Below are 13599 nucleotides of genomic sequence, written 5' to 3' on the forward strand. Positions count from 1 at the left end.
CGTTTACGTCAACTGTAACTATATTTAATGCAATCAACATTTTTAAAATCGAAGGTTGAACACAATGGAAAGAGAAAGCATGGATTTTGATGTAGTGATTGTCGGCGCTGGTCCTGCCGGGCTTTCAGCTGCATGTCGGCTTGCACAACTATCTCAGCAACAAGAGAAACCTCTTTCTATTTGCGTGGTAGAAAAAGGCCCCGAAGTTGGCGCGCACATACTCTCTGGGGCGGCGTTTGAAACATCGGCTCTTGATGAACTCTTCCCAGACTGGCGTGAACTAGGTGCACCAGTGACTACCCCCGTCTCGCAAGATGAGTTTCTGTATCTCACCACCGCGCAAAATCATGTTCAGATACCCGAGTTATTCACCCCACTCGCGATGAGAAACAGTCGCCAGAATTACGTGATTAGCTTGAGTAAGCTATGCCGCTGGTTAGCAGAGCAAGCTGAAAGCCTAGGCGTTGAGGTTTTTCCCGGCTTTCCTGCTAAAGAAGTCTGCTTTGACTACAATGGCGCCGTGACTGGCATTATCACTGTCGATATGGGCTTAGATAAAAATGGCGAGCAGAAAAACACCTTCCAAGCGGGCATACAGCTCAATGCGAAACAAACCATTTTTGCTGAAGGTGCTCGCGGCAGTCTAGGGAAAAGCCTAATCAAGCATTTCAACCTTGATCGTGATCGTCAGCCACAACACTACGCATTGGGTATTAAAGAAGTTTGGACACTGCCTGAAGATGATGAAAGATACAGTCCCGGTTTAGTGGTTCATTCAACTGGCTGGCCTTTGAGCGAGTCTGACTCGACGGGAGGCGGCTTTTTATATCATCTTGAGGATAACCTTATTGCGGTAGGATTGATCACCGACCTTAATTACCACAACCCTTACCTGAGCCCTTTTGATGAGTTCCAAAGGCTTAAACACCACCCACGTTTTGCCCATTTTCTGCAAGGGGCTGAAAGAATCGCTTATGGTGCTCGCGCCATTGCCAAAGGCGGCTTGCTCTCGCTTCCTAAGCAGCAATTTGCTGGTGGACTTTTAATTGGCTGCGACGCTGGCACACTCAACTCGGCCAAAATCAAAGGTTGTCACACCGCAATGAAATCTGGGCTTCTGGCTGCACAAGCCGCATTCGACGCTATTGAAAGAGACCAAGTGGAAGCAGATTACCAAGCATTGTTTTTAGATTCTTGGCTATACCAAGAGCTCAATCAAACCCGTAATTTCCCCGGCGCGATTCATAAATATGGTTCCCTCTTGGGGGGAGCGCTGGCGCTGTTGGAACAAAATGTCTGGCATAAGCTAACCAACGGACAATCAAGTTGGGATATTGGCGACCAACAAGCCGATTATGTAGCGATGCATGAGTTATCTCGCTGTAAGCCAATCCACTACGCTAAGCCTGATGGTGTTCTTAGTTTTGACAAAACCTCTTCCGTCTTTCTTTCGTCAACCTTTCATGAAGAGAACCAACCTTGTCACTTACTGCTTGCCGATCAGCAGTTGCCTGTGACTCATCATTCAACTTTATTTGACGAACCCAGCCAACGCTATTGCCCTGCAGGAGTTTACGAGATTATTGAAGTCGAAGGTCAGCGTAAATTACAGATAAACGCAGCGAACTGTTTGCATTGCAAAACCTGCGATATAAAAGATCCTTCGCAAAATATCACCTGGGTTCCTCCAGAAGGTGGCGGGCCTAACTACACAACTATGTAGCCAACCCAAAATCATGCCGCACCTTTTGGTGAAACATCGAAATCCGGCTGACGACATTTTTAAGGTTCTGCTGTTCTAACAGCGTTAAGTCATCGACCGTTAACATGTCATTGATTTGCCTTAAGTCGCTGTATTCTATGATTTGATTCATAAAACGGAGATGCCAAATATGATCGAATATATACACCATCTCTCGATAGGTTTTGGCATCGATTTCTTGCGCTGCATGGAGCCCTTTTAACCTTTCGACCGTATTACTTTCTCGGATATCATGTTTGAGAGCATAGAGACGACAAAAGATCTCCATTGGCCTCAGGCAATCTTTAAGGTTGATTGTTTCACGCCCTTCATGTTGCTCTGTAACTAGCACGTTTTCATCGTTGAGAGGAATGGAATGCGCAAGACAGTTTTGCGCGTATACACCAAGAAACTCTGGTTGATTCGATAGTAGCTTCTGAATATGAGACTGGATCCCAGCCGCTAATCGGGGATCACCATAGGTTGAGCGGATATCAAAGAATACGTTCAGTTCCAATATGCCGTCAGGTGTTGCTTGTTGGATCCACTGGTCAAAATTGCTTTGCCACTCGTTCTCGCTCAAACACCACTGATGGTTAGAGGCCATAATCAAGCCGTCACAATAGCTATAGCCGGCCTGATTGAGCATGGCACATACCTTTTCGGCTAGGTGGAGAAAATAGCGACGAGTGGCTTTAAGGTCTTGGTCATCGGGTGTCTCGAATACGATCGCATTGTCCTGATCGGAAAATAGAGTCATGTCATGGCGAGCATTACTACCAAACGATAAGAAAGAGAATGGCACGGGCGGCTCACCTATCTCTTGAATGGTCAGTTCGATAAAGCGACCAATCGCCGCATCATAGGTACTGCCAATTAGTCTTCTTAAGTGATCGGGACGAGCACCTGCAGCAATCATCTCGCGAATCAAATCGGTCAATCGGTTGAGAGATTCAATAACATGGCTATGGCTTTCTCCATGCTCAATGTCTAAAACGATACTTGCACTGGTTTTTTGATAGTCCGTACTCGGGTTTACTGAACCAAAGCTCGCGCCATACACTTTGCGAACGATAGGACGAAAAGAGATAACATGGCCTAACTTCTCTGACAGGAAGATTCGAGAGGTACTTAAAATAATGTCTATCTCGCGACCGCTTTTAGTGACGATCTGAGCTTCAAACTCGGCAGGCTCAGTTTGATGGCTAAATAACTGTAATAAATGTTCTATAACGTTTTTGTTATGTGCCGCACTAGAGAATAGTTCCTGCCATATCGTTTGAGACTTGAGTTCAGTATCTGTGTAGCCAAGTAATTGATGAAGGCGAGAGTTAGAGAAAATAATCTTGCCATCTGCTTCTAAAATGTATCCTTCATTAGAAGACTCAACCAATGCCTTATAGCGGTTCTTCGCCTCATTTAGAGCGTGTTCAGCGCGTTTCTTTCTTCGCTCTATCACTTTTGATTGAGCGATGACGTAGAACAAAATGAGCGCCAAACCTAAAGTGATCAATACAAACACTCGATATAGCGTACTTTCTAGTTTATCAATCTCTTGCTGTACGTCCTGTAAGTAGACGCCTGTACCAACAACCCACTGCCACTCTTCTACCCCTTCAACATATGTCATCTTCGGAGCGGTAACCGTCGCATCGTCTTTCCATTGCCAAAGATATTCTAGATAGCCTTCGTGCGAACTGTTCACCAGATTAACTAACTCGACAAAAATGGGAAAACGTGAATCATCATTCTCGTAATAATGGGTTAAGTCTTTATTGGTTAGATCATGGCGATAAGGATGCATAATCATTCTTGGATGCATGTCAGTGATAAAGAAATAATCTTTATTTTCAGCGCCATACCTCATCGACTTAATATCCATCGCCGCTTTAGACTGAGCCTCTTCTCTACTTAGCTTGCTGCTTTGTTCCAGTTTGATGTATCTGTCGACCACACTGACTGCCGTGGAAGTGAGTTCCTTAAGCATCTGCTGTTTCTGGTTGACCATGGAGTCTTCCACTAAGGGCAAAATCACATAAATAATCGCGGTAACGAACAAAATAATGGCGCTGACTGTCGGCAAAACGATACGTAAACTAAATCGGCTTAATGTAGATTGATGATCAGTTTGCTGGGCATTTAAGCCAGCAAAGTAATCTTCAAGCTCGCGCTCATCAAGGACATCACCAAGCTCATCTTGATGATTGACATCATGGTACTTGGCGGTGAAAGAGCCGTTCTCAAAGTCAGCTTTCGACGGTAAATATCCGTGGTAGTCATCACGTACATGAGTTTCAAAAACGTCTTTTATCTGTTGGCTCGTATACTTATCACCAAACTCCTGAATAGCTTCAGAAAGGGCCTCTTTGCAATGACGGAATCGTCGGTGGGAATAAGGGTCAAACTCCAGCTCTCTGGCCATGGTTTCATGGTGACCTTCGCCATTGAAGTCAAAAAAGCCGTCTATCCAACGATGAATATCTTCAGCACGAAGTCCATATAAGCGCTCTGTTCGGTTAGCGTGTTCAGAAATTTTCATCGGATTTTAGTCATTTCCTTGCATATTGATAAATAAATCAAAAATGTGCGGTACGTAGCATTTTTATTAAAACCCAATCATCGTAACTATACCTTCGAAAATTTACTTAATCGAAATCAATAATTATCAAATACCCCTTTCTTAGTATGAGGCCAATGTTTTGACTCGATTTTTGACAAGGTGCCCAAGAGTTATCTTGTCGTCATCAACGAAGTGAGTTCATGTTTTCCCACCTTTTCAATGAGATAAGGTTCTTGGTAGCGTCTGGGATGTCGTCTCGTACTGATCGAAGGTCAGTATACCAAGTGTAAGTGGAGAGCTAATTGACATGGTTCAACTTCGTCTCATAACAAAGGAAGACGAAATGTCTAACACTAGTAAAACCTTTTACAGAGATATGCGTAAGAAAGCGCATGAATTTGAGAGCCGAGAAGAGTTTCTCAACCATGATCTAAAGATCATGAGTTTTCGCCGCTGGGGTATTCACTTACCCTCACGTGATTACAGTATTGAAATAGAAGACTGGGTTCCTGCCCTAGCCGCGACCATAGGTAAAGTGGTCATGGTGACGGCAATGGTCGCCGCCTTTGCCGCGCAATTTGGTTTATCACCTGAATTTGTTGCAGAAAACGTTCGTTACGAACTGCTCATTGCGGGTGCTCTGTTTGTTATCCTTTTTTCAGCCATTTTAAATCCAAACGCTAACTTAGCCGGGACTCATGGGCCAATGATCCCGTTGATACCGCTTATCGCTGCTGCGGGCGGGCATCCGTTAGCGCTTGGCTTAATGGTCTGTGCCTTTGGTTTGATCCTTGCCTTTACTAAAGGGGGTTCCAAGCTCATGACCTTAACAGGGGTCGGTGTGCGAGGAGGCTTATTGATTTACCTAGGCGCGGTCGGTTTGATTGGTCAAATCAACAAGACCGAAACGTGGGCTGCAAGTAGCGATCAGGGCTACATCTCTTTTGCCGTTATCGGTGTGACTGTGATGGTTTATGCTTATCTCGCCAAAATCAATAAACGTTGGTTAGCCATCCCCCTATGTTCAGCGCTTGCAGGTATCGTAGCGTACGTTATGGGTGCTGATTTCTCGTTTACAACAGAACCTGGCCTCCCACACTTTAGTCCATTCTACTGGTGGGGCGAAGACACAGGTTGGCAATTAGGTTGGCCTAATCTAGAACACTTTATCGCGGTCACACCTTTTGCTCTGCTTGCCGTCGCTATGTGGTCACCTGACTACCTAGGACACCGTGTATTCCAAGAACTGAACTACCCGAAAGAGGCCAAAGGCGTCTTAATGGACGTTGACGATACTATGGTTGGCGCGTCAGTTCGCCAAGGTGTCGGTGCACTTTTAGGTGGTGGTAACTTAGCCTCATCGTGGGGGACGTACATGATTCCTGCGGCGATTGCTAAACGCCCTATCCCAGGTGGTGCTTTGTTGACTGGTTTGATGTGTATCGCAGCATCAGTTATTGGCTATCCGATGGACTTAGCCATGTGGGAGCCTGTACTACGAGTCGCACTTATTGTGGGTGTTTTCCTACCACTACTTGAAGCGGGTATGCAGATGATTCACAAGCACAAAGATTCGCTCAGTGCTGGTATCTGTATCTTTGCTTGTGCGTTTGTGAACCCTGTCTTTGGCTGGGCGACAACCATGCTGCTCGATAACATGGGGCTAATTGGCGACCACGAGCGTGCGAAGTCTTTATCACCAAAAGATAAGTACCTTATTCCAGGTCTTGCATTCATCATTTGTGTTGGCTCACTCGCGTTTGTCGGTCAGCTACCTGGTATCCCTGCTCTAATTGGTAATTAACCCCTCCTTCTCAAGGCGCAGTTCAGTACCATTCTGCGCCTTTTCTTTTCTGTACTCCTCTATCAACTACATTCACCCAACTTATATATCAGGCTAATTATCGCTCACCTCCCCCCTGTTTCATCATCTGCAGGAAATCTCTTAGGATACAAAAATTCAACAATATTAGAGAAATATTAGAATTAGTTGAAAAAGAGATTCCAATCACATTTTATTCGGTTATAATTCGCGCCCATTGCGATTTATGTTGATAAACGCAAACTTAATTTGAGCAAATGACCTGTTAACCGATCCTCTTTTGAGGAAAAACGAGAAGAAAAATGAGCAAGATTGATAAAGCTATGCGTATCCTGCTAGCGGGATTCTGTATCAACCTTTGTCTTGGCATCCTGTATGCTTGGAGTGTATTCAACAAGGCACTAGTGACCGAGTCAGGTTGGAGCGCAGCTGAAGCTTCAGCGCCTTACGCAACGGCAACGATCACTTTCTCTATCTGTCTTCTGGTTGCTGGTATCCTACAAGACCGTATGGGCCCTCGCTTGATCCTTATCCTAGGTACTGTGCTAACAGGTCTAGGCATGATCGCATCTGGCTTTGTTGATTCACCACTTATGCTGAACATCACTTTTGGTGTTATCACTGGTGCAGGTATCGGTTTTGGCTATGCATGTCTTTCTCCTTCTGCAATGAAGTGGTTCCACGCGTCTAAGAAAGGTATGGTTAACGGCATTATCGCAGCAGGCTTTGGTCTAGCAGCTATCTACTTAGCGCCGGTGACTTCTGCTCTAATCACAAGCATGGGTATCCAAACCAGCTTTATGATTCTTGGTGTTGGTGTCCTTGCTATCGCTGTACCTTTAGCTGCAACTATCAGCAACCCACCAGCAGATTACACGCCTGCTGAACCAAAAGTAAAAGAAGGCCAAGCGCCAAAAGTGGTTAAGAAGTCTGACGACCTAACTTGGAAAGCTATGCTTAAAACGCCTCAGTTCTACTCTCTATGGATCATGTACGCGTTCGCAGCGTCTGTTGGCCTGATGATCATTGGTAACATCACGACCATCGCAAGTGTTCAAGCAAACCTACCAAACGCAGTTTACCTAGCGTCTATCCTAGCGGTATTCAACTCTGGCGGCCGTGTTGCTGCTGGTATGCTTGCAGACAAAATTGGTGGCGTACGTACACTACTTCTAGCGTTCGTTCTTCAGGGCATCAACATGGTTTTATTTGCAACCTTCAACTCTGAGTTCACACTAATCATTGGTACAGCGATCGCAGCAGTAGGTTACGGTACTCTTCTAGCAGTATTCCCGACCCTAACCGCTGAGTTCTACGGTCTTAAGAACTATGGTACTAACTACGGCGTGCTATACACAGCATGGGGTATTGGTGGTGCAATCGGTGCTGCAGTTGTTGGCTTCTCAATGACTAACGGTGAAGGCTACGGTCTTGCGTACACTATCTCAGCAGCGATGATGGCAGTTTGTATCGTACTTGCCTTCATTACTCGACCGCTATCTGAAGCGAAAGTCGCTGAGCTTAAAAGCGCTTAATATATTGAATTACTAGCAAAAAGGCTTAACCTTAGGGTTAAGCCTTTTTTGTATCTCGCAGTTATGTCTGACCCTATCGAACTTGCACCTGACTATTATCTTCATAATTTCACCAAGCTAATTACTCATGCTTTAGACTGGTATCCTGACTTTCTGACTGAAAATGAACTAAATTGGCTACACAGTTTCGAACGGTTAGACAAAAACTCACAATGTTTGTTAGTGCGGTTACTATCTCGCAAAGGCGAGTGGTTTCGCTCTGATAAATTAAACTACCCTGAAATTGGCGATATCACACCTTGTCTAGAGTCCCTGCGACTCAGCGATTTCATTACTGTTAATCACGATGTTTGCTCTTTAACGCTTGCCTCCGAGCTACTTACAAAGCCGGAACTATGCTCATTGTTTACCTTCTCGAATAAGACAGCTCGCAAGGAGGTGTTGTTAAACCAGATCGTTCAGGAACCATTTACCCGTTTTGATGACATTAACTTTGTAGTAATCAGACTTAAGCAATCTGAGGTTATTGATGTCTTACTAGCGCTGTTTTTCGCTAACACACACCAAGATCTCAGCCAGTTTGTTCTTGATGATTTAGGTCTGCATCAATTTGAAAACTATCAACTTAGCGAACAACGCCGATTCTTTTCCACACGGACTGAGCTTAACCAGTTACTACACCTTTCCGATTTACATGCTCGTTATATAGACTCTGATAGGAAAGACGCATCTAGCTTATTGGATCTGCTGGGCGAAATTGAGCACCCATTCCGTCATAACTATATAGAACGTAAGCGTCAGCAATTGATCAACGATATGGCGAGAGATCTAGAGCGGCTAGGAAGACTAGAAGAGTGCCTAGAGTGGTTTGCGAAAACTTCCATGCCACCGTCACGCGAGCGTCAAGCGCGAGTCCACGATAAACTGGATAACATTGATGACATGAGTAACGTTGTCACTGAAGTGTTACTCCAGCCTGTGGATGTGGCAGAGCTAGAAACTGCGCACAAGCTTGAACAAAGGCTTAAACGCAAACAAGGGCTTCGAGTCCCAAGAGAGAAAAAGCCATATATTCACGAATACCACTTAGAGTTAGATCTTTCTCAGCAGCGAGTAGAATTGGCAGTAAAATCGCATTTTGAACAGCTTGGTTATCAGGTGTTCTACGCCGAAAACCTCTTGCTCAATGGCTTGTTTGGCTTGGCTTTCTGGGATGTGGTATTCACGCCGATAGAAGGTGCTTTTATTAACCGCTACCAACATCGCCCGTTGGATTTGTATCACGCCGATTTTGCCATCAAGCGTCAAGCTTTGATTGACCAAGCATTCTACACTCTAGAGCGTGATGGACTAAACTCTCTTCTCAGCACCTACCACCAGAAATATGGCTTGGCGAACCCGTTTGTCCATTGGGCTGGGTTTGAGCTAGAACTGCTAGAGGCTTGCATCAAGCACATACCAAACCACGTGGCACTATCCCTGTTTAAAGTGATGCTAAAAGATCTCAAACTCTACCGAAGTGGCATGCCTGATCTCATTCTCTTCAAACAAGGTCAGTTTGAATGGGTTGAAGTCAAAGGACCTGGAGATAAGCTGCAAGATAACCAATGGCGTTGGTTTAAGCACTTTATTGAACTCGAGGTTCCATTTGCTGCATGCTACGTGTCGCAAGAATAACGAACAGTTATACAATCTCAGTTTCTTGTTAATGATTAGTATGCAATAGGATTGCATCTATCCCTCCTTTTATTGATAATAATTAGCATTATCAATAAAAGGAGTTTGTTATGTTTGATGGCAGCGTTAACTCGTCTTCGTTTGACAGTGGTGAGATAACTCATACAACGAGTGCCAGCGCCCCCTCGATTCTGCTAGTAGAAGACGATGAACTTCTTAACAAGCAACTCACTGCCCTTCTGAAAAGTCGCTCTTATAGCGTGACTAATCTTATGTGTGGCGCTCAAGCACTGTCAGCATTGAATCAATGCCAGTTCGACCTTATCATTCTTGACGTTAACCTTCCTGAGGTTGATGGGTTTGGTCTGCTTAATTATATTCGAGCTCATTCCAATACCCCCGTTATCATGCTCACGGCTTTTGGTGCCGAGGAACATCGTATTCGTGGCCTGCAATTTGGCGCGGATGACTATATCAGCAAGCCGTGTAATTTCACTGAAGTGAGCTTACGCATCGATGCTATTTTGCGTCGCTCAGGTTACAACGCTTCTCCTAGCTCTAACCGCTACCTTGAACATCATGAGCTCAAACTCGATCGCCACGAATATGAAGTAAGCGTACTAGGTGCAAGCAAAGTAACGCTGACACCAATACAATTCAAACTACTGTGGACTCTCGTACAGAATCATGGTGTGGTTCAAAGTAAACCCTACCTATATCAAATGGTTCTAGAGCGTGAGTTCAGCCCTTATGATCGCAGCCTAGATATGCATTTAAGCCGAGTTCGCAAAACCTTAACGTCAATGGGTATGCCGCAAGATCGCATTCAAACTGTCCACGGAAAAGGCTACTTAGTAAGATGAAAAAACTGCTATTTTGGCGATTATTTATCGTTCTGGCTCTTGGCGGTGTCATGTTCTTTTCATTGCTACATAGCGCTGCCATTCTTTCGAATGAAAAGATGAGCTACATCGATAAATCTCACCAGCAAGAGATCCTCGATTGGGGTGCACATGTCCAAGACTTGTTGTCGCAAGGGAAACACGACGAGCTCAACACATGGCTCGAACAACTGGCCATTAAAGAAAACACATGGGCAACAGTGCTCCACTCTCAAGTTGACGTGATTGCAGGTAACCCGCTTAACCAACGGTTTTGGTCAGGCTACGGTATCGGGCGCAATGTTGAGTGGAAGATCCACCTTTACTTCCCTGAAAACCCAATCATGGAAGTCGGACTAGACCCATTTAACTATCATTTTCTGGTCATCCTTCCCGACAGAATGAGACCGGGGACTTATATGTCGCACGCATTTTGGTTCTTCCGTTTCATACTTCCATTCACGGCCTTGCTCGCGCTGACTATCTATATTTATCGCTACATCATGAGACCTTTACGTCACTTCCACAAAGCGACGTCTGAATTTAGCCAAGGCAACTACGATGCCCGTATCGCTGATCGCTTTAAGCTTGGTAATGATGAGCTCAGCCAGATAGCAAAAACCTTCGATATGATGGCAGAGCGCACCTCTAATGTTATTGAGCACAATCGTAATTTGATCGCGGAAATGTCCCATGAAATCCGTACGCCGTTGGCACGTGTCGAAATGGCAACGGATTGTGTCGAGAATCAAATCGACACAAGTGAGATGGTGCAAAGGATCCGCTCAGAAACCAAAGCAATGCGGCAAATGGCTGAAGATACTCTCACTTTAGCTTGGCTAGAAAACGAACGACCGGAGTTAACCAATGAAACCTTCGATGTGATCGAACTCATCGAGGCGATTGTTGAAGATGCTCAGTTTGAATACCCAAACAAGCAGATCTGCTTGCAATTGCCACAGCAAGTTGAGTTGCAGCACTCTAATCAACGTGCATTAGCTCAAGCCATCGAAAACATCATCCGCAATGGCCTGAGATACACTCCTGAAGGAGAGAGCCTTAACATCATTGGTAGCGCGACAAGCGAGCAGTTCAAGCTGATTATCTCTGATAGTGGCCCGGGACTAGACCCTATGCTAACAAGTAAGATCTTTAGACCTTTCTTTAAAGCAGACAACGATATGGGTTCGCGTAAAGGCTTTGGGGTTGGTTTAGCTCTCGCTAAGCGACATATAGAAGCGGTCAAAGGTTCGATAGAAGCAAGGAACAAGCCTTCTCCGGGACTTGATATGGTGATTGTACTACCCAACTAATCTCGTTTACTCGGGTAGAGTTGATTCCTCTACCCGCGTCATCAATTAGTCAGTCAAGCTCATTTGTAACAGTTGTAAAACTCATTTACTCACTCAATCAATAACCGCAAAATCCTTCTCGATAATAATTCTCATTACCAGTGGAGGTTACGGTCAAATGGACACCGTATTCAAGTTAAGCCCTATCGCACTACTATTAGCTACAAACTTTGCTGTAGCAGATGACACAACAGAGACCATAGAAGTCTTAGGTCAGAAAACCCTTGGCGTTGATACAACAATCACGGCTGATGATTTAGCAAAGCAGCAAGCACAAGACCTCAACGATATCTTCCGTAAAGACGCTGAAGTTAACGTCGGCGGCTCTTCCGGTATCTCACAAAAAATCTATGTTCGTGGTCTAGAAGACACCATGCTCAATATCTCTATTGATGGTGCCGAACAGTCAGGGAATCTTTTCCACCACCAAGGTCGCCTCTCTATCGAACCAGAATTACTTAAGCAAGTTGATGTGAGTGCAGGTGCTGGGCGCGCGACAAATGGCCCGGGTGCGTTAGGTGGTGCAATTCAATTTAAAACCAAAGACGCCCATGATCTACTCTCTTCTGGCGACACATTTGGCGCTCAAGTAAAAGGGGGCTACTACACAAACAACAAAGGTTATAAAGGGTCAGCAAGCCTGTATGGTGAGGTTTCTGAAGACCTAGGGCTTCTCGCTTCATTTGGCTACCAAGATACAGATAATATCGTTGATGGTCACGGTGAAGAGCAGCCTTATACCAAGTCAGAACAAAAAGTCGCCTTGCTGAAGTTATCTGGCAACATTAACAGTCACCACTATATCTCCCTCGCCTATGACTATCGTGACGATGACAGCACGCGCCTAAACCGCCCCCACTTCCAGCCAAGTTTTAAAAACGAACCTCTTAAACAGGAAGCGGATAGACAGACCATCACCGCCAATCACGTCTATACAGAGGGTGATCTCATCAAGATTGACACAACGGTTTACACCACGGAAAACCGTATTGCTCACATAGACCACCCACAGTGGGGAACCAGTGAGGGAACAATTAACACCTTTGGCGGCAAAGTCTTCAACACCGCAACATTGGCAAACAACTCCCTAATTGTGGGCGCTGACTACAAGCAAGATAAGAACAAGTTAAAAGGCTCAACCAATACCTACACGGAAAAAGGCACTGTGTACGGTTTGTTCCTTCAAGATGATTGGAACGTAACCGAATCACTGCTGCTATCTGCTGGTGCGAGATACGACTGGTATGAACTCGATGACAACCTAGATCAAAACTTTGAATCGAGCGATTTCAGCCCTAACGTTTCTGCAAATTACCGCTTCGACAATGGTCTCAGCCTCTTTGCTGGTTATGCAGAAGCCTTCAGAGGACAGCAAGTCAAAGAAAACTTCGTATTGGGCTCTAACGAAAACTCTCCAACACGTGGCCCAGAGCGAGCAAAAAACATTGAATATGGTGTCAAGTTTGCGAACGATATGTTCAGAGCGGGTGTGACCGTCTTCGACACTACTATCGATGATGTTGTCGCGTTCGATTACAACGTGCGTAAATATGTTAATGCAGGCAAACTCGAAACCTCGGGGGTAACCGCAAACGTCGGACTAACACTAGATAGCTTTTTTGCCACGTTAAGCTACAACCAATCAAAGCCAGAGCTTAATGGAAAACCTTTGAGTGACGATAATATGACTTTGGGTACGTCTGTTGGCGATACTTGGCTGTTAGATCTTAACTACCTTTGGAATGAAAACCTTGAATTTGGCTGGCATGTCACCTTGGTAGAAAAGCTCACCGATGTCGCCGATCCTAAGGTAAACCCAGAGAAGCCGGGGTACGATGTCCACGACCTATACGCTCAATGGCGTCCACTCAGCGACGAGGAACTCATTCTCACCGTATCGGTTAAAAACGTGTTTGATAAATACTACCTCGATCATGGTTCTTACCACGAATACATCGGAAGCCCTGTAGCGAAAGGTTACGCCAATGCAGGTCGTGACTTCCGCTTTAATGTTAGCTACGCATTTTAGGA

At 45.1% G+C, this 13599-nt stretch carries 8 protein-coding genes; 7 read left to right on the top strand and 1 reads right to left on the bottom strand.

All coding sequences use genetic code 11. The features are described from left to right. The first annotated feature begins 64 nt into the window (after positions 1–64). Positions 65–1723, top strand: coding sequence for an electron transfer flavoprotein-ubiquinone oxidoreductase (locus AC6R00_RS09825; RefSeq protein ID WP_500640269.1), 1659 nt, complete (start codon positions 65–67; stop codon positions 1721–1723). Here AC6R00_RS09825 and AC6R00_RS09830 read toward each other — a convergent pair. Then, positions 1716–4280, bottom strand: coding sequence for a DUF294 nucleotidyltransferase-like domain-containing protein (locus AC6R00_RS09830; protein ID WP_500640270.1), 2565 nt, complete (start codon positions 4278–4280; stop codon positions 1716–1718). The two genes, AC6R00_RS09825 and AC6R00_RS09830, sit on opposite strands and share 8 nt — an antisense overlap. A 364-nt stretch (positions 4281–4644) precedes the next feature. On the opposite strand from AC6R00_RS09830, the gene AC6R00_RS09835 reads away from it, so the two are divergent. The 6 genes from AC6R00_RS09835 (at position 4645) to AC6R00_RS09860 (ending at position 13597) form a co-directional block, all read left to right on the top strand. Then, positions 4645–6105 carry a DUF3360 family protein gene (locus AC6R00_RS09835; protein ID WP_500640271.1) on the top strand — a complete coding sequence of 487 codons (1461 nt, stop codon included), beginning with the start codon at positions 4645–4647 and terminating at the stop codon, positions 6103–6105. Positions 6106–6425: 320 nt separating this feature from the next. Further along, positions 6426–7658: an L-lactate MFS transporter gene (locus AC6R00_RS09840; protein ID WP_500640272.1), complete on the top strand. Its 1233-nt coding sequence runs from the start codon at positions 6426–6428 to the stop codon at positions 7656–7658. Positions 7659–7721: 63 nt separating this feature from the next. After that, positions 7722–9335 carry a VRR-NUC domain-containing protein gene (locus AC6R00_RS09845; protein WP_500640273.1) on the top strand — a complete coding sequence of 538 codons (1614 nt, stop codon included), beginning with the start codon at positions 7722–7724 and terminating at the stop codon, positions 9333–9335. A gap of 110 nt (positions 9336–9445) precedes the next feature. Beyond that, a complete protein-coding gene (locus AC6R00_RS09850; RefSeq protein WP_500640274.1) occupies positions 9446–10198 on the top strand; it encodes a response regulator transcription factor in 753 nt (250 codons plus the stop codon). Beyond that, a complete protein-coding gene (locus AC6R00_RS09855; RefSeq protein ID WP_500640275.1) occupies positions 10195–11529 on the top strand; it encodes a sensor histidine kinase in 1335 nt (444 codons plus the stop codon). The genes AC6R00_RS09850 and AC6R00_RS09855 overlap by 4 nt, the downstream gene beginning before the upstream one ends. Positions 11530–11686: 157 nt before the next feature. Beyond that, positions 11687–13597: a TonB-dependent receptor domain-containing protein gene (locus AC6R00_RS09860; RefSeq protein WP_500640276.1), complete on the top strand. Its 1911-nt coding sequence runs from the start codon at positions 11687–11689 to the stop codon at positions 13595–13597. Positions 13598–13599: the final 2 nt, after the last annotated feature.

The sequence above is a fragment of the Vibrio sp. R10-SF1-ISO8 genome (assembly GCF_059833805.1).

Bases quoted from the DNA above. Each gene is read 5' to 3' on its own strand.
- AC6R00_RS09825 (WP_500640269.1), top strand. From the start codon at position 65: ATGGAAAGAGAAAGCATGGATTTTGATGTAGTGATTGTCGGCGCTGGT.
- AC6R00_RS09830 (WP_500640270.1), bottom strand. From the start codon at position 4,280: ATGAAAATTTCTGAACACGCTAACCGAACAGAGCGCTTATATGGACTT.
- AC6R00_RS09835 (WP_500640271.1), top strand. From the start codon at position 4,645: ATGTCTAACACTAGTAAAACCTTTTACAGAGATATGCGTAAGAAAGCG.
- AC6R00_RS09840 (WP_500640272.1), top strand. From the start codon at position 6,426: ATGAGCAAGATTGATAAAGCTATGCGTATCCTGCTAGCGGGATTCTGT.
- AC6R00_RS09845 (WP_500640273.1), top strand. From the start codon at position 7,722: ATGTCTGACCCTATCGAACTTGCACCTGACTATTATCTTCATAATTTC.
- AC6R00_RS09850 (WP_500640274.1), top strand. From the start codon at position 9,446: ATGTTTGATGGCAGCGTTAACTCGTCTTCGTTTGACAGTGGTGAGATA.
- AC6R00_RS09855 (WP_500640275.1), top strand. From the start codon at position 10,195: ATGAAAAAACTGCTATTTTGGCGATTATTTATCGTTCTGGCTCTTGGC.
- AC6R00_RS09860 (WP_500640276.1), top strand. From the start codon at position 11,687: ATGGACACCGTATTCAAGTTAAGCCCTATCGCACTACTATTAGCTACA.